Annotated in this window: 22 protein-coding genes; 18 read left to right on the forward strand and 4 right to left on the reverse strand. The window is 71.7% G+C overall.

Annotated features, from left to right (window positions below):
• The first annotated feature begins 37 nt into the window (after nt 1-37).
• The 6 genes from CIB93_RS11335 (at nt 38) to CIB93_RS11360 (ending at nt 5,775) form a co-directional block, all read left to right on the forward strand.
• A complete protein-coding gene (locus CIB93_RS11335) occupies nt 38-1,042 on the forward strand; it encodes an ABC transporter permease (RefSeq protein WP_096626657.1) in 1,005 nt (334 codons plus the stop codon).
• A 1-nt stretch (nt 1,043) separates the two neighbouring features.
• Nucleotides 1,044-2,006 (forward strand): ABC transporter permease, encoded by a 963-nt coding sequence (locus tag CIB93_RS11340; protein WP_096626658.1) that lies wholly within the window; start codon nt 1,044-1,046, stop codon nt 2,004-2,006.
• A gap of 6 nt (nt 2,007-2,012) precedes the next feature.
• Entirely contained in the window at nt 2,013-3,005 is a 993-nt protein-coding gene (locus CIB93_RS11345) for an ABC transporter ATP-binding protein (protein WP_096626659.1), read from the forward strand.
• On the forward strand, nt 3,002-4,165 hold the full coding sequence (locus CIB93_RS11350; RefSeq protein ID WP_096626660.1) for an ABC transporter ATP-binding protein: 1,164 nt from the start codon (nt 3,002-3,004) through the stop codon (nt 4,163-4,165). Before CIB93_RS11345 ends, CIB93_RS11350 begins: the two co-directional genes overlap by 4 nt.
• Nucleotides 4,166-4,183: 18 nt before the next feature.
• Nucleotides 4,184-4,843 (forward strand): trimeric intracellular cation channel family protein, encoded by a 660-nt coding sequence (locus tag CIB93_RS11355; RefSeq protein WP_096626661.1) that lies wholly within the window; start codon nt 4,184-4,186, stop codon nt 4,841-4,843.
• A gap of 62 nt (nt 4,844-4,905) precedes the next feature.
• Nucleotides 4,906-5,775, forward strand: a complete 870-nt coding sequence (locus CIB93_RS11360) for a thioesterase family protein (protein WP_179500061.1) — start codon at nt 4,906-4,908, stop codon at nt 5,773-5,775.
• A 161-nt stretch (nt 5,776-5,936) separates the two neighbouring features.
• Here CIB93_RS11360 and CIB93_RS11370 read toward each other — a convergent pair whose 3' ends face one another.
• Nucleotides 5,937-6,584 (reverse strand): TetR family transcriptional regulator, encoded by a 648-nt coding sequence (locus CIB93_RS11370; RefSeq protein WP_096626662.1) that lies wholly within the window; start codon nt 6,582-6,584, stop codon nt 5,937-5,939.
• A 129-nt stretch (nt 6,585-6,713) separates the two neighbouring features.
• Between CIB93_RS11370 and CIB93_RS37840 the strand changes: the two genes are divergently transcribed.
• From CIB93_RS37840 to CIB93_RS11385, 3 genes are all read left to right on the forward strand, one after another.
• Nucleotides 6,714-6,869 carry a hypothetical protein gene (locus CIB93_RS37840; RefSeq protein WP_096626663.1) on the forward strand — a complete coding sequence of 52 codons (156 nt, stop codon included), beginning with the start codon at nt 6,714-6,716 and terminating at the stop codon, nt 6,867-6,869.
• A gap of 72 nt (nt 6,870-6,941) precedes the next feature.
• Nucleotides 6,942-7,337, forward strand: coding sequence for a hypothetical protein (locus tag CIB93_RS11380; protein WP_096626664.1), 396 nt, complete (start codon nt 6,942-6,944; stop codon nt 7,335-7,337).
• A 143-nt stretch (nt 7,338-7,480) separates the two neighbouring features.
• Entirely contained in the window at nt 7,481-8,650 is a 1,170-nt protein-coding gene (locus CIB93_RS11385) for a cysteine desulfurase family protein (RefSeq protein ID WP_096626665.1), read from the forward strand.
• Nucleotides 8,651-8,656: 6 nt separating this feature from the next.
• Here the strand turns inward: CIB93_RS11385 and CIB93_RS11390 are convergent, their stop codons facing one another.
• The gene (locus tag CIB93_RS11390; protein ID WP_096626666.1) at nt 8,657-9,394 is read right to left on the reverse strand and encodes an N-acetylmuramoyl-L-alanine amidase; all 738 of its coding nucleotides are present in this window, start codon (nt 9,392-9,394) and stop codon (nt 8,657-8,659) included.
• A 61-nt stretch (nt 9,395-9,455) separates the two neighbouring features.
• Here CIB93_RS11390 and mnmA point away from each other — a divergent pair, with 61 nt between their 5' ends.
• The gene (gene mnmA / locus CIB93_RS11395; RefSeq protein WP_096626667.1) at nt 9,456-10,592 is read left to right on the forward strand and encodes a tRNA 2-thiouridine(34) synthase MnmA; all 1,137 of its coding nucleotides are present in this window, start codon (nt 9,456-9,458) and stop codon (nt 10,590-10,592) included.
• Nucleotides 10,593-10,677: 85 nt separating this feature from the next.
• Here the strand turns inward: mnmA and CIB93_RS11400 are convergent, their stop codons facing one another.
• Nucleotides 10,678-11,478 (reverse strand): alpha/beta fold hydrolase, encoded by an 801-nt coding sequence (locus CIB93_RS11400; protein WP_096626668.1) that lies wholly within the window; start codon nt 11,476-11,478, stop codon nt 10,678-10,680.
• 74 nt (nt 11,479-11,552) lie between these two features.
• Nucleotides 11,553-11,888: a DUF427 domain-containing protein gene (locus CIB93_RS11405; RefSeq protein ID WP_096626669.1), complete on the reverse strand. Its 336-nt coding sequence runs from the start codon at nt 11,886-11,888 to the stop codon at nt 11,553-11,555.
• A gap of 117 nt (nt 11,889-12,005) precedes the next feature.
• On the opposite strand from CIB93_RS11405, the gene CIB93_RS11410 reads away from it, so the two are divergent.
• The 8 genes from CIB93_RS11410 (at nt 12,006) to CIB93_RS11445 (ending at nt 21,558) form a co-directional block, all read left to right on the forward strand.
• Nucleotides 12,006-12,545: a TIGR00730 family Rossman fold protein gene (locus tag CIB93_RS11410; protein WP_096626670.1), complete on the forward strand. Its 540-nt coding sequence runs from the start codon at nt 12,006-12,008 to the stop codon at nt 12,543-12,545.
• A 48-nt stretch (nt 12,546-12,593) separates the two neighbouring features.
• Nucleotides 12,594-13,283 (forward strand): SDR family oxidoreductase, encoded by a 690-nt coding sequence (locus CIB93_RS11415; protein ID WP_096626671.1) that lies wholly within the window; start codon nt 12,594-12,596, stop codon nt 13,281-13,283.
• Between the two features lie 45 nt (nt 13,284-13,328).
• Nucleotides 13,329-14,357 (forward strand): methionine synthase, encoded by a 1,029-nt coding sequence (locus tag CIB93_RS11420; RefSeq protein WP_096626672.1) that lies wholly within the window; start codon nt 13,329-13,331, stop codon nt 14,355-14,357.
• 33 nt (nt 14,358-14,390) lie between these two features.
• On the forward strand, nt 14,391-16,646 hold the full coding sequence (ligA, locus tag CIB93_RS11425; protein ID WP_096626673.1) for an NAD-dependent DNA ligase LigA: 2,256 nt from the start codon (nt 14,391-14,393) through the stop codon (nt 16,644-16,646).
• Between the two features lie 348 nt (nt 16,647-16,994).
• Entirely contained in the window at nt 16,995-19,160 is a 2,166-nt protein-coding gene (locus CIB93_RS11430; RefSeq protein WP_096626674.1) for a bifunctional diguanylate cyclase/phosphodiesterase, read from the forward strand.
• Nucleotides 19,161-19,514: 354 nt separating this feature from the next.
• Nucleotides 19,515-19,811 carry an Asp-tRNA(Asn)/Glu-tRNA(Gln) amidotransferase subunit GatC gene (gene gatC / locus CIB93_RS11435; protein WP_003966094.1) on the forward strand — a complete coding sequence of 99 codons (297 nt, stop codon included), beginning with the start codon at nt 19,515-19,517 and terminating at the stop codon, nt 19,809-19,811.
• 5 nt (nt 19,812-19,816) lie between these two features.
• Entirely contained in the window at nt 19,817-21,319 is a 1,503-nt protein-coding gene (gatA, locus tag CIB93_RS11440; RefSeq protein ID WP_096626675.1) for an Asp-tRNA(Asn)/Glu-tRNA(Gln) amidotransferase subunit GatA, read from the forward strand.
• A 5-nt stretch (nt 21,320-21,324) separates the two neighbouring features.
• On the forward strand, nt 21,325-21,558 hold the full coding sequence (locus tag CIB93_RS11445; RefSeq protein ID WP_018492329.1) for a hypothetical protein: 234 nt from the start codon (nt 21,325-21,327) through the stop codon (nt 21,556-21,558).
• Nucleotides 21,559-21,571 lie beyond the last annotated feature (13 nt).

Consider the following 21,571-nt stretch of genomic DNA (forward strand, 5'->3'; position numbering starts at 1 on the left):
GACCCGCATCGACGCACGTGAGAAAGGGGCATGCGGGGTGCTGCGACTCGTCGTAAGAAGACTTCTCCAGCTCATTCCCACCCTGCTCGGCCTGTCGGTTCTGCTGTTCCTCTGGCTGAACCGACTGCCCGGCGGGCCCGCCACAGCGATCCTGGGCGAGCGGGCCACCGAAGCCGAAGTGGCGAGAATCAACCGCGCACTCGGGCTCGACGAGCCGGTGCACGTCCAGTACTGGCGCTTCCTCAAGCGCATCTTCGAGCTCGACCTCGGAACCTCCACCCAGACCGGGCAGCCGGTGTGGGACGAGTTCACCCGCGCCTTCCCAGCCACCGTGGAGCTGAGCCTCGCGGCGATCCTGATCGCCGTCGTCGTGGGCATTCCGATGGGCTACCTCGCGGCCAAGCACCGCGGGGGCTGGCTGGACGTGGCCTCCGTCTCCGGATCACTGCTCGGCATCTGCATCCCGGTCTTCTTCCTGGCCGTGCTGCTGCGCGGGATCTTCTCCGTGAACCTGGGCTGGTTCCCGAGCCAGGGCCGGCTCGACGCCGGTATCAACGCCACCGACGTGACCGGATTCGCCGTCCTGGACGGTCTGTTGACTGGTGAGTTCGACGCGAGCTGGGACGCGATCATGCACCTGGTCCTGCCCGCCGTCGCCCTGGCCTCCATCCCGCTCGCCGTCATCGTCCGGATGACCCGCGCCAGCGTCCTGGAGGTGCTCGGCGAGGACTACATCCGCACCGCCGAGTCCAAGGGCCTGGACAAGGGGACCGTGCGCGGCCGCCATGTGCTCCGCAACGCGCTGCTGCCGGTGATCACCGCGGTCGGCCTGCTGACCGGCAGCCTGCTCTCCGGCGCGGTGCTCACCGAGTCCGTCTTCGACTTCGGCGGCCTCGGCTCCTTCATCCGTACCGCGATCGACGGCCGCGACTACCCGGTCCTCGTCGGGTTCATTCTCTTCATCGCGATGGTGTACGTGTTCATCAACCTTCTGGTCGACCTCGCGTACAGCATCATCGACCCGAGAGTGCGGGTGCACTGACGTGACGATCCTGACCAACAAAGCAGACAAGATCGACCGCCTCGCGGAGCTGACCCAGAGCTCGGAGACGGTCACCGGAACCAGCCTGTGGCGCGAGGCGTTCCGCCGGATGCGCTCCAGCAAGATGGCGATCATCGGTGCGGCGATCATCGGCGTGTTCGTCCTCGTCGCCGTCGTCGGACCGTTGCTGGCCCCGCACGGGCCCACCGCGCAGAACTGGCGCAGCGAGGTCTTCCCGAACCAGGGCAAGTTCATCGGCATGCGCGGCGAGAACTGGTTCGGCCTGGACCACCTGGGCCGCGACATGTTCTCCCGCTGGCTCGTCGGGGCCCGGCAGACGCTGCTCGTCGGTGTGGTCTCCATGCTCATCGGCCTGATCGTCGGCGCTCTGGTCGGTGTGTTCTCCGGGGCCGCCGCCACCCTCGGCGGCAAGGTCGGCCAGCGCGTGGACACCGTGATCATGCGCTTCACCGACATCATGCTGTCGCTGCCGTCCCTGCTGCTGGCGGTCTCCATCGCCGCGGTCCTCGGCCAGTCGCTCACCACCGTGATGATCGCCGTCGGTGTCGTCCAGATCCCCATCTTCGCCCGCCTGCTGCGCGGTTCGATGCTGGTGCAGGGCGGCGCGGACTACGTGCTCGCCGCGAAGGCGGTCGGCATCCGGCGCAAGCGGATCGTGCTCACCCAGATCCTGCCGAACTCGCTGAGCCCGGTGATCGTCCAGGCCACCCTGAGCCTCGCCACGGCGATCATCGAGGCCGCGGCCCTGTCCTACCTGGGCCTCGGCAACCCCGACCCGGCCGTTCCCGAGTGGGGCGTGATGCTCGCCCAGGCGCAGCGCTTCTTCGACAACGACCCGATGATGGCGGCCTACCCGGCCATCGGGATCATCATCACCGCTCTCGGCTTCACCCTGCTCGGCGAGGCCATGCGCGAAGCCCTCGACCCGAAGTTGCGAGGCTGAAGTCCCATGTCACTGCTCTCCGTTGAGGAACTCAGCGTTACCTTCACCGCCCGTGGCCGCAAGGACGCCACGGCCGTGGACGGCGTCTCCTTCGAGGTCGACCAGGGCCAGGTCGTGGGCCTGGTCGGCGAGTCGGGCTGCGGCAAGTCCGTCACCTCGCTCGCCCTGATGGGGCTGCTGCCCCGCAAGGGCGTACGGGTCGGCGGCCGCGCCGAGTTCGACGGCCGGAACCTGCTGACCATGAACGAACGGAACCTGCGCGACCTGCGCGGCAGCCAGCTCGCGATGATCTTCCAGGACCCGTTGTCCTCGCTGAACCCGGTCGTCCCCATCGGCATCCAGGTCACCGAGATCCTCCAGCGCCACCGCGGGCTGAAGGGTGAGAAGGCCCGGAAGGAGGCCGCGTCCCTGCTCGACCGGGTCGGTATCCCGGACCCGGCGCGGCGGCTCAAGGAGTACCCGCACCAGCTCTCCGGCGGTATGCGCCAGCGCGCGCTGATCGCCATGGCGGTGGCCTGCGCGCCCCGCCTGCTGATCGCCGACGAGCCGACGACCGCCCTGGACGTCACCATCCAGGCGCAGATCCTGGAGCTTCTGAAGGAGCTGGTCGACCAGGAGGGCACCGCCCTCCTGATGATCACCCACGACCTGGGTGTCGTCGCCGGGCTCTGCGACGAGGTCAACGTCCTCTACGCCGGACGGGCGGTGGAATCAGCGGCCCGTCGCGAGCTGTTCGCCCACCCCACCCACCCGTACGCGCACGGGCTGCTCGGCTCCATCCCGCGCCTGGACGCGCCGCGCGGCGAGCCGCTGCACCCGATCCGCGGGTCCATCAACGACAAGATCGCCTGGGCCGACGGCTGCGCGTTCGCACCCCGGTGCGACCACTACACGATGGAGTGCCTGACCGGCACCCCCGAACTGACCGAACCACGCACGGCCGGACACCAGGTGCGCTGCGTCAACCCGGTCCTGCCCAAGGCGGAGGTCCCGGCATGAGCCTTCTCGAACTGGACGGCGTCAAAGTCCACTTCCCGGTCAAGAAGGGCCTCTTCTTCGACCGTACGGTGGGCCACGTCTACGCGGTCGACGGCGTCTCGCTGAGCGTCGAGGCCGGTCAGACCTACGGGCTGGTCGGCGAGTCCGGCTGCGGCAAGACGACGCTCGGCCGGGCGGTGCTGCGGCTGAACGACATCACCGAGGGCGGGGTCGTCTTCGACGGCACCGACCTGGCGAAGCTGCCGTCCGAGGAGATGCGCGCCTTCCGCCGCCGCCTCCAGATGGTCTTCCAGGACCCGCTGGGCAGCCTCAACCCCCGGCAGAACATCGAGTCGATCCTGGCCGAGGGCATGGCCGCCCACGACATCGGCAAGGACCAGGCCGAGCGCCGGGAGAAGATCAAGGACATCCTCGCCAAGGTCGGCCTGCCGGCCAACGCGATGTCCCGCTACCCGCACGAGTTCTCCGGCGGCCAGCGCCAGCGCATCGGCATCGCCCGCGCCCTGGTGCTGGAGCCGGACGTGATCATCTGCGACGAGCCGGTGTCCGCGCTGGACGTGTCGGTGCAGGCACAGGTGATCAACCTGCTGGAGGAGCTCCAGGAATCCCTCGGCCTGACCTATCTGGTCATCGCCCACGACCTCGCCGTGGTCCGGCACATCTCGGACGTCATCGGGGTGATGTACCTCGGCGGGCTCGTCGAGGAGGCCCCGAGCGACGCGCTGTACGCGGGGCCCCGGCACCCGTACACCAAGGCGCTGATGTCGGCCGTCCCGGTGCCCGACCCCGAGGTCGAGGACCGCCGCGAGCGCATCCTGCTCCTCGGAGACCTGCCCTCCCCGGCGAACCCGCCGGCCGGCTGCCGCTTCCACACCCGCTGCCCGTGGGTGCAGGAGACCAAGTGCGCCACGGAGCGCCCGCCGCTGCTGGACACCGGCGACGGGCACAAGGTGGCCTGTCACTTCACGGCCGAGATCGAGGCCGGAACGGTGAAGCGGAATCCGGCGACCGGGACCGATGCGGTCACCGCCGGGGAAGCGGTGGCGGCGGGGGCCTCGGAGGAGGATGCCCCCGCGGGCTCCGCCGAGAAGCCCGCGACCGTACCGGCCCAGTCCGACGCGGGAGGGGCCGAACGGGCGGAGGGCAGCCCCACCTCCTAGGACCGGCACAATTGTCCGGTGCTCACCGAACTGTTCACGCCCTCCGTCCTGCACACGCTCGACATCGCCGGGATCTTCGTCTTCGCGATCTCGGGCGCCCTGCTCGCCGTACGCAAGAACTTCGATGTCTTCGGCATCGCGGTCCTCGCCGAGGTGACAGCGCTGGGCGGAGGGCTGTTCCGTGACGTGATGATCGGCGCCATCCCGCCCGCCGCCTTCACCGACCTCGGCTACTTCATCACCCCGCTGTTCGCCGCGGGCCTGGTCTTCTTCCTCCATCCGCACGTGGAGCGCATCCAGGTCGGCGTCAACGTCTTCGACGCGGCCGGGCTCGGCCTGTTCTGTGTGACCGGCACGGTCAAGGCGTACGAGTACGGCCTCGGGCTCACCGCGTCGGCCGCGCTGGGCCTGGCCACCGCGGTCGGCGGTGGTGTGCTGCGCGATGTGCTGGCCAACGAGGTGCCCTCGCTGCTGCGCTGGGACCGCGACCTGTACGCGGTGCCCGCGATCGTCGGCGCGACCATGGTCGTCCTGTGCATCCGCTTCGACACCCTCAACGCCTTCACCAGCGGCATGGCCGTGATCGCCGCGTTCGTTCTGCGACTGCTGGCGCTGCGCTTCCACTGGCGGGCGCCGCGTGCGTACAACCGCTCCTCCGCACGGGCGGAGGAGGCCTGAGGGCTGTGATCGGCGCCCCAAAAAGCTACCGCTCAGTAATGCATCCCTGTACCGTGCATGCCATGGCACAGGCAGCGACAGAGGCGGCGCAGACCGTCCGGGCAACCATCGGCGACAGCGAGTTCGACCGGGACACCGCGGTCACCCTGCGCGAGGAGGGCGTCTACGACGCCGAGCTCTCCGCGGGCTGGACCATCATCCAGGCCGTCAACGGCGGCTATCTGCTGGCCCTGCTCGGCCGCGCCCTCGGCCAGGCCCTGCCGCACCCCGACCCGTTCTCGGTCTCCGCGCACTACCTCACCGCCTCCGTCCCCGGCCCCGCCGTCATCCGGACCCAGACCGTCCGTACCGGCCGCACCCTCTCCACCGGGCAGGCCTCCCTCTTCCAGTACGCCGAGGACGGCAGCGAGATCGAGCGCATCCGGGTCCTGGCCACCTACGGCGACCTCGACACGCTTTCCGACGACGTCCGTACGACGGCGCAGCCGCCCGCCATGCCCGACCGGGACCACTGCCTCGGCCCCAGCGACGGCGCGCCCCGGATTCCCGGCAGCTCCGCCATCACCGAGCGCCTCGACATCAAGCTCGACCCGGCCACCGTCGGCTGGGCGGTCGGCGCCCCGTCCGGCAAGGGCGAGATGCGCGGCTGGTTCGGCCTGGCCGACGGCCGCGACCCGGACCCGCTCTCGCTCCTGCTCACCGTGGACGCCCTGCCTCCGACCTCGTTCGAGCTGGGCCTGAGCGGCTGGACGCCCACCGTCGAGCTGACCACCCACGTCCGCTGCCGCCCGGCCCCGGGCCCGCTGCGCGTCTCCATCACCACGCGCAACCTCGCGGGCGGCTTCCTGGAGGAGGACGCGGAGGTCTGGGACAGCGCGGACCGGCTCGTCGCCCAGTCCCGACAGCTCGCCAAGGCCCCGCGCACGGCATAGTCCGGACCGGCCCGGCGGCCCTCGGGGGACAACCCGGCCGCCCGCTCCGCGTACAGCGCCCACTGGTCCGTGTGGCCCCAGCGCTCCTCGGCCTCCTCGGCCCAGCCGGGCTGCCAGTCGGACCCGAAGGCCAAACCGTAGGGCCTCCTGTTGCGGGAGGGTCAAGCGCGGCCGACGCCGTTCGCCCACCCCTCGTCGAGCCAGTGCGCGCGGCCGATCGTGACCAGCCGCAGCCGCCGCCGGGCCACCCGTATGACCTCCCGCTCGCGCGCCGGTCCGGCTTCCAGCAGGGCCGACGCGGTGATCACCATGTGGTCCACATAGAGGCCGCCCAGCATCAGCAGGTCCTCCTCGCTCCACCCGGCCGCCTCCGGCTCCTGGCCGAGCGCCCATGCCACCTCCTCCGCGAACCGGAGCAGCTGGGCGGCGATGGCCGCGCGGACCGGGCCCACACCGCCGTGCTGCTCGCGGGCGATGAAGCGGAAGTGGGCGGGCTGCGCGCCGACGTGGCGTGCCATCATCTCCACGCTGCGGTCCAGCCGCTCCTCGCTGTCGCCCGTCTCCGCGAGGACCGCGCCGATCAGCCCGTGCAGGCTGCCCAGGGTCTCCTCGACCAGGGCGACGCCGAGCGCGGCCGTGTCCTCGAAGTGCCGGTAGAAGGCCGTCGGGGTGACCCCGGCGGCCCGGGTGACCTCCCTCAGCCCCAGGCTGCTCAGGCTCTGGTGCTCCAGCAGCACGAGCGCCGCGTCCAGGAGGGCCTGGCGCGTTCTGAGTTTCTGGGTCTGGCGGATTCCGGCGGTGTGACTCATGCCATTCAGTAAACAGTTGTTCTCCAAGTCGAGGAAGAGGTGAGGGGTTTAGACTCGTGGGTCAGTGAACACTCGTACTCCGAATGACCTTTGCCGTCGTACAGAGCCGTCGCACAGAGAGGTTCCGCCGTGCTTTTCCTCGTCGTCGCGCTGCTTCTGCTGGGGGTCGTCCTCGGGGCAGTCGCCCATCTCCCGCTTCCGCTGTCGCTGGCCGCCGCCACGCTGATCGGCTGCTGGCTGCTGGTCTTCGCCGTGCGGGAGCGCCTCGCGCGACGCACCGGCTGAGGCCTCGCTCCCCGCCCGCACCCGCACCCGCCGAGCCTGCCGTGTCCCGTCCGATCCGAAGGAGCTCGCACCATGGCCTCGACCCTCACGGACTCCACCCGCCGCGTCACCGCCACCGACACCGAAGCCGCGCCGCTCGGCTCGACCCCGGCCCGCGTGCCGGGCGCGGCTGAGCACGCGACGGGTGTGAAGGGCGCGAAGGGCGTGAAAGCGGGCGCCTCGCTTGCCGTGGGCCGGGAGGCGGACGGGCTGGCCGTCGCCTCGTTCGTGCTCGGCCTTGTCGGCCTGCTGGTCTTCAACCTCCTGCTCGGGCCCACCGCGATCGTGATGGCGTTCCTCGCCCTGGCCCGCCGCACCCGCCGACGGGGCCGAGCCTTCCTCGGTCTCGCCCTGGGCGTCGCCGACCTCGTGGTGCTCGCCGTCCTGATCACCGCCAACGGAACGGCCGCCTGGAGCCTTGGCGGTTGAAGCGGTTGAAGCGGCTGGGGCGGCTGGGGTGGCCGAATCGGCTGGGGCGCGGCTGAGACGGGGCCCGTGCCGACGCGCGCGGGCCCCGGGCCGTGACGCGCCCGCCGTGCGCCCCACCCCGGGCTCGTAGAATCAGCCCCACCATGGCTTACCTCGACCACGCCGCGACCACGCCGATGCTTCCCGAAGCGATCGAGGCGATGACCGCCCAGCTGTCCGTCACCGGTAACGCGTCCTCGCTGCACGCCGCCGGACGCCGGGCCCGCCGTACCATCGAGGAGTCCAGAGAAGCCCTCGCCGACGCCCTCGGCGCACGCCCCAGCGAGGTGGTCCTCACCTCCGGCGGCACGGAGGCCGACAACCTCGCCGTCAAGGGCCTCTACTGGTCCCGCCGCGACGCCGACCCCCGCCGCACCCGGGTCCTCACAGGTCCCGTCGAACACCACGCCGTCCTGGACGCCGTCGACTGGCTCGCCGAGCACGAGGGCGCGACCGTCGACCATCTCCCCGTCGACCGCTACGGCCGGGTCCACCCCGACGACCTCCGCGAGGCGATCCTCCGCAACCCCGACGACATCGCGATGATCACCGTGATGTGGGCCAACAACGAGATCGGCACGATCATGCCGGTACGTGAACTCGCCGCGGTGGCCGCGGAGTTCTCCATCCCCATGCACGCCGACGCGGTCCAGGCCTTCGGTCAGCTGGAGGTCGACTTCGCCCGCTCCGGACTGGCCGCGATGACGGTCAGCGGCCACAAGATCGGCGGCCCGTTCGGCATCGGCGCGCTGCTGCTGGGCCGCGACCACACCCCCGTACCCGTTCTCCACGGCGGCGGCCAGGAGCGCCACGTGCGCTCGGGCACCCTGGACGTGCCCGCCGTCGCCTCCTTCGCCGTGGCCGGACGGCTGGCCGCCGAGCGACGCGAACACTTCGCCCGGCGCGTCGGCGGACTGCGCGACGACCTCGTCGCCGCCGTGCGCCACGCCGTCCCGGACGCCGTCCTCGGCGGCGACCCGGACCCGGCCGGGCGGCTCCCCGCCAACGCCCACTTCAGCTTCCCCGGCTGCGAGGGCGACTCGCTCCTGCTGCTGCTGGACGCCCAGGGCATCGAGTGCTCCACCGGATCGGCCTGCACCGCCGGGATCGCCCAGCCCAGCCACGTACTCCTGGCCACCGGCACGGACCCGGACCTGGCCCGGGGGACTCTGCGCTTCTCGCTCGGCCACACCTCGACCGAGGACGACGTCAAGGCGCTGGCCCAGGCGATCGGCCCGGCGGTGGAGCGGGCGCGGACGGCCGGGCTCAGCTGAGGGCCGTCACCCGGCGGCCTTCGCCGAGGGCGTGGGGGAGGGCGGTGCTGCCGCGGCCCGGCGCACCAGCTCCAGGTAGCGGTCCCAGTCCCAGTGCGGTCCCGGGTCGGTGTGGTCGGTGCCCGGCACCTCCACGTGCCCGATGATGTGCTCCCGGTCGATGGGTATGTCGTAACGCGCGCAGACCGAGGCCGTGAGCCGGGCCGATGACTCGTACATGGCCTTGGTGAGGTCCTTCGGGCGGTCCACGAACCCCTCGTGCTCGATACCGACGGAGCGTTCGTTGTACGCGCGGTCACCCGCCTGATACGCCACGTCCAGCTCGCGGATCATCTGCACCACCCGTCCGTCCTGGCCCACGATGTAATGCGTCGCGGCCCGGTGCGCGGGGTCCTGGAACACCTTCACCGCGCTGGCGAAGCTGCCCTGCGTGACATGGATGATCACACGGTCGATCCGGAAGTCGTCGGGGCGGTCCGCCCGCCGCCAGTTCCCCTCGGACGCGGCCACCCAGGTCGCGGCCGCGTAGTCCAGCTCACCCGGCTTCCGGGGCTTCTCGATGCCGGGCACCTGCCACCACAGGCGCTTCAGCCGGTCGCGCGTGAGCACGGCGGCGGTGCCGGCGGCCGCCGCCGCACCGCCGCCGATCAGCAGCGCGCGCCGGCTGACGCCGCTCGTGGGCTTCTTCCGCGAAGACGTACGTGAGCGCTTTCGCGGGGCCCGGGTGCTCCCGTTGTTCCCCATGTGAACGTCAACGCATATCCGCGAGCGTTCGGTTCCCGGCGACCCGTACCCTGGAGGAGCTATGACTCAGACTTCCCAGCGCCCCCTGCGTGTCCTCGCCGCGATGTCGGGCGGTGTCGACTCGGCTGTCGCCGCGGCCCGCGCCGTCGAGGCGGGCCACGACGTGACCGGTGTCCATCTCGCCCTGTCCGCGAACCCCCAGTCCTTCCGGACCGGGGCGCGCGGCTGCTGCACGATCGAGGACTCCCGGGACGCCCGCCGCGCGGCCGACGTCATCGGTATCCCGTTCTACGTCTGGGACCTGGCGGAACGCTTCCGCGAGGACGTCGTCGAGGACTTCGTCGCGGAGTACGAGGCCGGGCGCACCCCCAACCCGTGCCTGCGCTGCAACGAGAAGATCAAGTTCGCCGCACTGCTCGACAAGGCCCTCGCCCTCGGCTTCGACGCCGTGTGCACCGGCCACTACGCCACGGTCGTGCTCGCCGAGGACGGCAGCCGCGAGCTGCACCGCGCCTCCGACATGGCCAAGGACCAGAGCTACGTGCTCGGCGTGCTGGACGAGAAGCAGCTCGCGCACGCCATGTTCCCGCTCGGCGACACCCTCACCACCAAGGACGAGATCCGCGCCGAGGCCGAGCGCCGGGGCCTGGCCGTCGCCAAGAAGCCCGACAGCCACGACATCTGCTTCATCGCCGACGGCGACACCCAGGGCTTCCTGGCCGACCGCCTCGGCGGCCCGGCCGAGGGCGACATCCTGGACGAGTCCGGTACGAAGCTGGGCACCCACGAGGGAGCGTTCGGCTTCACCATCGGCCAGCGCAAGGGCCTGAAGATCGGCCACCCCGCCCCCGACGGCAAGCCGCGCTACGTCCTCGACATCTCCCCGGTGAACAACACCGTCACCGTCGGCCCCGTCGAGGCCCTCGACGTGACCTCCCTGACCGCGATCAAGCCCCGCTGGTGCGGCACGCCTCCGTCCGGCCCCGGCACGTACACCGCCCAGCTCCGCGCCCACGGCGGGGAGTGCGAGGTCACGGCCGAGCTGGTCGACGGCGCAGAGCTGCACGTCACCTTCACCGAGCCGGTCAGGGGCGTGGCCCCCGGCCAGGCGGTCGTCCTCTACGACGGCACGCGCGTGGTCGGCTCCGCCACCATCGCGACGACGGTGCGCCGCGAGCGGGTGGCCACGGGGACCTGAGACCGGTCCGTACGCCCGGCCGGTGCATCCGGTGAGTGCACCCGGCCCGGTCCGTACGCTGGTCCGTACGCCCGGTCCGCGCGCTCTACGACGCCTGGCGCGCGTACACGTCCTTGGCGAAGAAGTCCGCCAGCACCGGCGCGATGGCCTGCGGGGCCACATCCCGCATCTGGCCCGTCAGCGTGCGGTGCCTGCCGCGCGGCAGCGCCTCGGCCAGGGTCCGGGTCGCCGCACGGGCCGGGGCGGAGCTGAAGCCGCCGCAGATGACCAGCGTCCGGGCGGTGACGGCGGCGAACCGCTCCGCCGGGACCGCCCCGTTCCCCAGCAGCGCGTCGTCGTACGCCAGGGTGTGCGCCATCGCCTCCAGCTCCGCCCACAGCGGGGTGTGCCGCATCCGGGCCGCCGTCTCCTGAGCGACGCCCGTCGCGGACAGGAACAGCTCCACCGCCCCGCCCCGGTCCCCGGCCGCCAGCAGCTGGTGCAGCCGGGCCGTGCAGCGGGCCTTGGACAACAGGCCGGACGCGCCCGGAGTGTAGGGCGGCTCGTACACGGCGAGCAGCTCCACCGGCAGCCCGGCGGCGGCCGCCTCCAGCGCCAGCGCCCCGCCCGACGCCATCCCGAAGACCGCCGCGCCAGGCCCCGCCGCGCCGACGACGGCGGCCAGGTCCTCGGTCTCCCGCCCCGCGGCACCGGACCGGGCGTCACCGCTGGCGCCCCGGCCCCGGCGGTCGTAGGTGATCACCGTGAAGTGCGGGGCCAGCAGGGCGGCCAGCGGCGCGTCGGTCGCCGCGGTGCTCAGCGCCCCGCCGACCAGCACCAGCGGTGGCCCCTCGCCCTGGCGGCGGTAGGCGATCGGGGTGCCGTCGGCGGAGAGAATCCTGTCCATGGGAGAGGAGACCGGGGCGGGCCGCGAAACTCATCGCTCCGGTGGAAAGAACTTCAAGGAGCCCGTGCCCGGGGTCAGCCGGCCACGGTCTCCGTCGCGTAGAAGCAGAAGTGGCCCCTGATCGCGGCGACTTCGGGCTTCGGGTCCGGATAGGCCCAGACGAGATCGGCCGCGCCCGGCAGTGACCAGTAGGAGGCGTCCCCCTTGAACGGGCAGTGCGTGCTGGTGTCCGACGGGCTCAGCAGCTCGGTGCGGACGTCCTCGGGCGGCAGGTAGTAACGGACCGGACAGCCCGTCTCGCGGAGCACGAGCGGGCGGCGGCTCTCGGCCAGCACCTGCCCGTCGTGCACCGCCCGGACGTGCTCGGTGCCCTGCTCGACGGTGATGCGGTGTCCTCGGGTGGCAGTCATGCCGGTTTCAGCGACGTACGGGCCCGAAATCTTCCCCGCTCATCGGCGTCGGCCGGAATCATCCCCGGCCCCTCTCCGGGGCGCACGACTGTCCGAGGCGGGTCGTACGGTTGCCCCATGAACATCTGCGTCTTCCTCTCCGCCGCCGACCTCGACGACCACTACACCGTGCCCGCCCGGGAGTTCGCCGAGTTGCTGGGCAGAGGCGGGCACACCCTGGTCTGGGGCGGATCGGAGAGCGGCCTGATGAAGGTCGTCGCGGACGGCGTCCAGGCGGCGGGCGGGCGGCTCGTCGGGGTGTCGGTCGAATTCCTCGCCGCGAAGGCCCGGACCAACGCCGACGAGATGGTGATCGCCCGCGATCTCGCCGAGCGCAAGGCCCTCCTCCTGGAGAAGGCCGACGCCGTGGTCGTCATGGTCGGCGGGACCGGGACGCTGGACGAGGCCACCGAGATCCTGGAGCTGAAGAAGCACGGCAAGCACACCAAGCCGGTGGTCCTGCTGAACACGGCGGGCTTCTACGACGGGCTGCGCCAGCAGTTCCAGCGCATGGAGGACGAGGGCTTCCTCCCCGTACCCCTCACCGACCTGGTCTTCTTCGCCAAGGACGGCGTCGGCGCGCTCGCCTACCTGGAGGAGGCCGCCGGCCACCAGTGAGCAGGGGCGTCCGCCGGACCCGGTGATCACAGCCCTTAGGATCGCCTCATGCCCACCCACCTCATCACCGGCGCCGGTTCCGGCATCGGGGCCGCCGTCGCCCGCCGTCTCCAGGAGCGCGGCGACGACCTCGTCCTGCTCGCCCGCGACGCCGGCCGCGCCAAGGAGCTCGCCGACCGCTACCCGGGCGCGCGCACACTCGTCGGCGACCTCGGCAACCCCGACCGGCTCTCCTGGGCGTTCGGCCAGCAGACCATGCCCGAGCGGATCGACACCCTGCTGCACGTCGCGGGCGTCGTCGAGCTGGGCGGCGTCGCCGAACTCACCCCCAAGTCCTGGCACTTCCAGCTCAACGCCAACCTGGTCGCCCCCGCCGAGATCACCCGCCTCCTGCTCCCACAGCTGCGCGTCGCCCAGGGCCACGTCCTCTTCGTGAACTCCGGCGCCGGGCTCAGCGCCCACGCCGAGTGGGGCGCGTACGCCGCGAGCAAGCACGGCCTCAAGGCCCTCGCCGACTCGCTGCGCCACGAGGAACACGGCAACGGGGTCCGCGTCACCTCGGTCTACCCCGGGCGAACCGCCAGCCCCATGCAGGCCAAGGTCCACCAGCAGGAGGGCAAGGAGTACGATGCCGCCCGCTGGATCGACCCCGAGTCGGTGGCCACCACCATCCTGATGGCGATCGACCTGCCGCGCGACGCCGAGGTCAACGACCTCACCGTCCGCCCCGGCCGCTGACGTCCCGGGGAGCAGGTTTCCCGCCCCGGACCGTAGGCTTCCCGCGTGAGCGAGAAGAGCAAGTTCAGCGAGTGTCCGGCGACCGGTATCGGGTCCATGCCGGGAGGGGACGCGAGGGAGGCGGCGAAGACCGTCACCGGCTCCTTCGCCGACGGCCAGGGCATGCCGTACCTGGCGGAGCTGCCCGCGCGCGGGCCGGGCGCCGACATGATCGGCCGCAGCGTCGGCCTGCTCGTCGAGATGTACGGGCACGTGGAGCCGAGCGGCTGGCGGATCAGCGACCGGCCCGGCCGCGACACCCGCCGCGCCCGCTCCTGGCTGCGGGAGGACCTGGACGCCCTGGAGGAGTTCACCCAGGGATACGAGGGCTTGCTCAAGGTCCAGGCCGTCGGCCCGTGGACGCTCGCCGCCGCGCTGGAACTGCGCGGCGGTGAGGCCATGCTCGCCGACCCGGGTGCCTGCCGCGACCTGGCCGGGTCCCTGGCCGAGGGGCTGCGCGGGCACCTTGCCGAGGTGCGCCGCCGGATGCCAGGGGCAGAGATCGTGCTGCAACTGGACGAACCGTCCCTGACCGCTGTCCTGCTCGGCCGGGTCCGCTCCGCCAGCGGCTACCGCACCTACCGTGCCGTCGACCGCCAGATCGTCGAGGCGACCCTGCGCGACGTGCTCGCCGCCGCGGGCGAGGACGGCACGACGCTCGTCCACTCCTGCGCCCCCGAGGTGCCCTTCGCGCTGCTGCGCCGCGCCGGGGCCGACGGCATCTCGTTCGATTTCTCGCTGCTCACCGAGCGTGAGGAGGAGGCGATCGGGGAGGCCGTCGAGGGCGGCACCCAGCTGTTCCTGGGCGTGGTGCCCTCCACGGACGCCGCTTCGGGGCCATTGTCAGACCCGGGCGGTAGCGTCATGGGTGTCAGGAAGCTGTGGAGCAGGCTGGGGCTGAATCCGGGGACTCTCGCCGAGTCCGTCGTGATCACTCCGTCGTGCGGTCTCGCGGGGGCATCGCCCGCGCACGCCCGCACCGCGCTCGCCCACTGCGCCAGGGCGGCGAGATCGCTCGCAGACAACCCTGAGTGACGGGCACGACGGGGTAACGGGAGGATGGGGACGATGGTCGGCGAACAGCGGGTGGAGCAGGAGAGCTCGGTTCCGGCGGACGTGCGGGAGAGGCACGCGCTGCTGGCCGAGCAGATCGAGGAGCACCGCTTCCGCTACTACGTGAAGGACCAGCCGGTCGTCAGCGATGCCGAGTTCGACCGGCTGCTGCGCTCACTGGAGGCCCTGGAGGAGGAGCACCCGGCACTGCGCACCCCGGACTCCCCGACCCAGAAGGTCGCCGGGCCCTATGTCACGGAGTTCACCTCCGTGGAGCACCGCGAGCGCATGCTCTCCCTGGACAACGCCTTCGACGACGAGGAGCTGGCCGCCTGGGCCGAGCGGGTGGCCAAGGACGTCGGCACCCCCGGCCACCATTTCCTGTGCGAGCTGAAGGTCGACGGGCTCGCCGTCAACCTCACCTACGAGCACGGCAGGCTGACCCGGGCGGCGACCCGGGGCGACGGCCGCACCGGCGAGGACATCACCCCCAACGTCCGGACGATCGCCGAGATCCCGCACCGCCTCAAGGGCGACGGCATCCCGGCGCTCGTGGAGATCCGCGGCGAGGTCTTCTTCCCGATGGAGGGTTTCGAGGAGCTGAACGCCCGTCTGGTCGCCGCCGAGGACAAGCCCTTCGCCAACCCGCGCAACGCGGCCGCCGGATCGCTGCGCCAGAAGGACCCCAAGGTCACCGCCACCCGCCCGCTGCACATGGTGGTGCACGGCATCGGCGCCCACGAGGGCCTGAGCATCGACCGCCTCTCCCAGGCCTACGACCTCCTCCACGCCTGGGGCCTGCCCACGGCCCAGCACAACAAGGTCGTCGACTCCCTCGCCGGCGTACGGGAGTTCATCGCGTACTACGGCGAGCACCGGCACTCCGTGGAGCACGAGATCGACGGGGTCGTCGTCAAGCTCGACGAGATCCCGCTCCAGGGCCGCCTGGGCTCCACCTCGCGCGCCCCGCGCTGGGCCATCGCCTGGAAGTACGCCCCCGAAGAGGTCAACACCAAGCTGGTCAACATCCGCGTCGGCGTCGGGCGCACGGGCCGCGTCACCCCCTACGCCCAGGTCGAGCCGGTCGAAGTGGCCGGTTCCGAGGTCGAGTTCGCCACCCTGCACAACCAGAACGTGGTCAAGGCCAAGGGCGTCCTCATCGGCGACACCGTGGTCATCCGCAAGGCGGGCGACGTCATCCCGGAGATCCTCGGCCCCGTCGTCGATCTGCGCGACGGCACCGAGGAGGCGTTCGAGATGCCGTCCCACTGCCCCGAGTGCGGGACGGAGCTGCGCCCCATGAAGGAGGGCGACATCGATCTCCGCTGCCCCAACGCCCGTACCTGCCCGGCCCAGTTGCGCGAGCGGCTCTTCTATCTCGCCGGGCGCAAGTGCCTGGACATCGACCACTTCGGCTATGTGGCCGCCGCCGCCCTGACCCGGCCGCTGGAGCCCGCCGAGCCGGTCCTCAAGGACGAGAGCGACCTGTTCTCCCTCACGATCGACCAGCTCCTGCCGATCCGCGCCTATGTCCTGGACCAGGACAGCGGGCTGCCCAAGCGCGACCCGAAGACCGGCGAGGAGAAGATCGCCACCGTCTTCGCCAACCAGCAGGGCGAGCCCAAGAAGAACGCGGTCGCCATGCTGGAGGGCATCGCCGCCGCCAAGGAGGCCCCGCTCGCGCGCATCCTCACCGGGCTCTCCATCCGCCATGTCGGACCGGTCGCCGCCCAGGAGCTGGCCCGTCAGTTCCGCTCCATCGACCGGATCGACGAGGCGAGCGAGGAGGAGCTGGCCGCCGCCGACGGTGTCGGGCCGACCATCGCCGCCTCGGTCAAGCAGTGGTTCGCCGAGGACTGGCACCGCGAGATCCTGCGCAAGTGGCGTGAGGCCGGGGTGCGGATGGCGGACGAGGGGTCCGACGAGGACGAAGGCCCCCGCCCCCTCGAAGGGCTCACCGTCGTCGTCACCGGCACCCTCGCGGGCCACACCCGCGACGGCGCGAAGGCGGCGCTCCAGGCCCTCGGTGCGAAGGTCGCCGGATCGGTGTCGAAGAAGACCGCGTTCGTGGTCGTCGGCGACAACCCCGGCTCCAAGTACGACAAGGCGATGCAGCTGAAGGTTCCCGTGCTGGACGAGGAAGGATTCGCGATCCTCCTCGAACAGGGGCCCGAACAAGCCAAGGGAGCGGCCCTGCCCATTCCGGGAGCCGAGCCCGAATCTACGTCCGAAGCGGCCGCGAAGTCCGCCCCCGAGGTGGACGCGGAGTAACCGACCGCGGGGCCGCAGGTCGTCCGCCGTTCTCCGGATCGAGACGTCTTCGAGACGCGGCCCGGGCGTGGCGCGACCCGGAGCGGGAAGGAAACGGGGCAGAGGGGTGAAGAAGGGTCCGGCGGGCCCCGAACAGCCCTCCCGTTTCACCCGTTCGGCGCATAGCAGATGGTGACGGGTGGTCGGCTCGCATTCGGGCAAGAGCGGTAGAGCGCTGCCCCTGGAAGCCTTTCGCGGCCTACTGTTGAGAGGTGCGCCTGCCGTGCACGGCTGCCCGACCGGGCCGTGGTGCCACGGACGCGGGCGCCACCGAGGGACATCGGCACCGCCGGCTGTGAGAGGGACGGAATGAAACCGACCGAGAGCGCCGCCCCGGTGTCGCGGCTGCAAGGTTTCGTCGGCCTCACGCCCCCCGTGGGCGCCGCCGTCGTAGGGACCGCCGCGTTACTTCTGGCGGTCGGGTTCTACCAGACCGTGCACGAAGGGCACGCGCTCTTCCCGGACGGGGCCGTCGGCTGGTCCCTCGCCGTGCTCACCGGGATCATCGTCGGCCATCTGGTGGCGCTGGGCCGCGACCGGTGGTGGGGCGGCACCGGCTCCGGGGCCGCCCTCACCCTCGCCGTGCTGCTGCTGTACGGCTGGCTGCCCGCCGGTCTGGTCAGCCTCGCCGTCGTGGTGCTCGTCGGGACCGCCCGCAGACACCGCTGGTGGCAGGGGCTGCTCCACGGTGCGGTGGACATCCTCGGCATCGGGGCGGCCGCCCTCGTGCTCGCCGCCTTCGGGGTCGTGCCCACCGTCGAGGAGCCCTGGCGGCCACTCGACTGGGGCATCGCGGCCGTCCCGGAGCTGGTCCTGACGGCGTCGACGTATCTTCTCGTCACCCGGGTCCTGCTGTGGTACGCACGGGCCCCGCACGGTGGCGGGCTGCCGACGATAGCCCGCACCGCGCTGCTGCGGCAGGGGCTCGTCGCCGTCGCGCTCCTCGGCCTCGCTCCGCTGATCTGCGCCGTCGCGATGTCCATGCCCATCCTGCTGCCGCTCTTCGCGGTGCCCCTGATCGCCCTGGACTCCACGCTCTGGATCGCCCGTGCCCGCGCCGAGGAGCAGCTGCGCGACCCGCTCACCGGGCTGCCCAACCGCCAGTGGCTGCTGGAGCGCACCTGGTCGGCCCTGGAGGACGCGGAGAGCATCGGCACCCGCTCGGCGCTGGTCCTGATCGACCTGGACCGCTTCCGCGCGGTCAACGACACCCTGGGCCACCTCGCCGGTGACCGGCTGCTGCTTCAGATAGCGGAGCGCCTGCGGCTCGCCCTGCCGCGCGGTGCGGAGGCGGCCCGGCTCGGCGGCGACGAGTTCGCCGTACTGCTGCCGCACACCGACTCCACCACCAGCGCCCAGCAGGTCGCCCGCCATCTCGTCGCCGAGCTGTCCTCGCCCCTCGACCTCGACGGGCTGACCCTCGTCCTGGAGGCCAGCGCCGGAGTCGCCGTCTACCCCGACCACGCCCTGGACGCCGAAGGGCTGCTGCGCCGCGCGGACGTCGCGATGTACCAGGCCAAGCGGGACCGCACCGGCGTGGAGGTCTACGAGTCCAAGCGCGACAGCAACACCCCCGACCGGCTCGGGCTCCTCGGGGATCTGCGCCGGGCGCTGGACGCGGGCGACGTCGAGCTGCACTACCAGCCCAAGGTCCGCTTCGACGGGCAGGTCGCGGGCCTGGAGGCGCTGGTGCGCTGGGTGCATCCGGAGCGCGGCCGGGTCCCCCCGGACGAGTTCATCGCCATCGCGGAGTCCTCCGGTCTGATGCCGCACCTCACCGAATACGTCCTGGAGACGGCGCTCGCGCAGGTCGCCAGGTGGCGGGCCCAGGGCCTGTTCGTCCCCGTCGCGGTCAACGTCTCCCCGCGCGATGTGCACACCCCCGGCTTCGCGGGGGGCGTCGCCGCCCGCCTCGCCCGCCACGGCGTGCCCGCGGGAGCCCTCCAGCTGGAGATCACCGAGCATGTGCTGCTCGAAGACCCGCAGCGGGCCGCCGACACCCTGGCCGGGCTCACCGCGCACGGCGTGAAGATGTCCCTCGACGACTTCGGCACCGGCTACTCCTCCCTGGTCCACCTGCGCAGACTGCCGGTCAGCGAGCTGAAGATCGACCGGTCCTTCGTGGCCCGGCTGGCCGTCGACCACGAGGACGCGGAGATCGTCCGCTGCACCATCGACCTCGCCCACTCGCTCGGCCTGATCGTCGTCGCCGAGGGCGTCGAGGACGACGAGACGTGGGAGCGCCTGCGGGACCTGCGGTGCGACGCGGTGCAGGGCTGGCTGGTGGCCGCCGCGATGCCGCCCCAGGAGACGACGGCCTGGCTGCGGGCGCGCGGCGAGCACGGCTGGCACCGTCCCGCGGAGCTGAAGGCCCGGGCGGCCGCCGCCGCGGCGAACGGGAAGCCGAAGGCCGAGCAGCACGAGCACCCGCACTCGGCCCAGGGGCGCGCGGTCTCGGGCCCGGCGACGACCTGAGCCCGGGCCCCGTTCCCGTACGAAAGGCTCCGCGCGCCCGTGCGGAAACGGCACCCCGTCCCCGTACGGAACACCGCACCGCCCACCGAAAGGGGCGGGCCGATCGGGGCGGGGCACCCCTCCCCGGTGGACCCCATAGGATTGGGGGTCGGTGGCACATTTCCGCCTGCCGCCCGACGCCTGGCACGCACGCTCGCCGCGTTGCCGAATCGCCCACGTGGCTCCGCCACGAGGGCGCTCCGGCGCCTTGCGATCGCACGCACCGGACGCCGCGCGGCCGTCCTTCGGACGGACGGTGGAGATGCGCCGCCGACCCCCGGCCACAACCACACACCAACCCCTGAGGATCGCTGCATGCCTGGCATCACGCGCGAGGAGGTCGCCCACCTCGCCCGGCTGGCGCGTCTGGAGCTGAAGGGCGAAGAGCTCGATCACTTCGCCGGTCAGCTCGACGACATCATCGGCGCGGTCGCCCGCGTCTCCGAGGTCGCCGACCAAGACGTACCGCCGACCTCCCACCCGCTGCCGCTGACCAACGTCATGCGCGCGGACGAGGTCCGTCCGTCGCTCACCCCCGCGCAGGCGCTCTCCGGCGCCCCGGCCCAGGAGCAGCAGCGTTTCAAGGTGCCGCAGATCCTGGGGGAGGACTAACCGCCATGACGGACATCAGCACCATCATCAAGCTCACCGCGGCCGAGATCGCCGCGAAGATCGCCTCCGGCGAGCTCACCGCCGTCGAGGTCACCGAGGCCCACCTCGCCCGGATCGACGCGGTCGACGAGAAGGTCCACGCCTTCCTGCACATCGACCGCGAAGGCGCGCTCGCCCAGGCCCGTGCCGTGGACGCCAAGCGCGAGGCGGGCGAGAAGCTCGGCCCGCTGGCCGGGGTCCCGCTCGCGCTGAAGGACATCTTCACCACCAAGGACATGCCGACCACCGTCGGTTCCAAGATCCTTGAGGGCTGGGTCCCGCCGTACGACGCCACGCTCACGCGGAAGCTGCGCGCCGCCGACGTCGTCATCCTCGGCAAGACCAACATGGACGAGTTCGCCATGGGGTCCTCCACCGAGAACAGCGCCTACGGCCCCACCGGCAACCCCTGGGACCTCACCCGCATCCCCGGCGGCTCCGGCGGCGGTTCCTCCGCGGCCCTCGCCTCCTACGAGGCCCCGCTCGCCATCGGCACGGACACCGGCGGCTCGATCCGCCAGCCCGCCGCCGTCACCGGCACGGTCGGCGTCAAGCCCACCTACGGCGGCGTCTCCCGCTACGGCATGGTCGCCTTCTCGTCCTCCCTCGACCAGGGCGGGCCCTGCGCCCGTACGGTCCTGGACGCGGCGCTGCTCCACGAGGCGATCGCCGGGCACGACCCGCTGGACTCGACCTCCATCGACGCCCCGGTCCCGCCGGTCGTCGAGGCCGCCCGCAACGGCTCCGTACAGGGCATGCGCGTCGGTGTCGTCAAGCAGTTCCGCGGCGAGGGCTACCAGGCCGGTGTGCTCCAGCGCTTCGACGAGTCGGTCGAGCTGCTGAAGTCGCTCGGCGCCACGATCGTCGAGCTGGACTGCCCCTCCTTCGACCTGGCGCTCTCCGCGTACTACCTGATCGCGCCCTCCGAGTGCTCCTCCAACCTGGCCCGCTTCGACGCCATGCGCTACGGCCTGCGGGTCGGCGACGACGGTACGAAGTCGGCCGAGGAGGTCACCGCGCTGACCCGCGAGGCGGGCTTCGGCGACGAGGTCAAGCGCCGCGTCATCCTGGGGACGTACGCGCTCAGCTCCGGCTACTACGACGCGTACTACGGCTCGGCCCAGAAGGTCCGCACGCTCATCACCCAGGACTTCGAGAAGGCCTTCGAGCAGGTCGACGTGATCGTCTCCCCGACGACCCCGACCACCGCCTTCCCGATCGGCGAGCGCGCCGACGACCCGATGGCGATGTATCTCGCGGACCTGTGCACCATCCCGACCAACCTGGCCGGAAACTCCGCCATGTCGCTGCCCTGCGGCCTGGCCCCGGAGGACGGTCTGCCGGTCGGGCTGCAGATCATCGCCCCCGCCATGAAGGACGACCGGCTCTACAAGGTCGGCGCGGCCGTCGAGTCCGCCTTCGTGGAAAAGTGGGGGCACCCGCTGCTTGAGGAGGCTCCGTCGCTGTGAGTGCCATGGCAAAGAAGGCCAGTAACTTCAAGAAGTCCAAGACCGGGCTGTACGTCTCGCTCGGCAGTACCGCGTTCGGCGCGATCAGCATCGCCAAGCAGGCGAAGCTCGCCCGCCAGGACAACGACGTGCTGCGGCTCGTCGATGCGGCGGTCTCCGCGGCCGCCATCGTCACCGGACTCGCGATCCTCTATCGCGAACTGAAGCGTCTCGGCGACGACGACGTTCTGCTGGGCTGAGAGGGAAAGTTTC

The sequence above is a fragment of the Streptomyces sp. WZ.A104 genome (genome assembly GCF_002382885.1).
Lineage (GTDB): Bacteria > Actinomycetota > Actinomycetes > Streptomycetales > Streptomycetaceae > Streptomyces.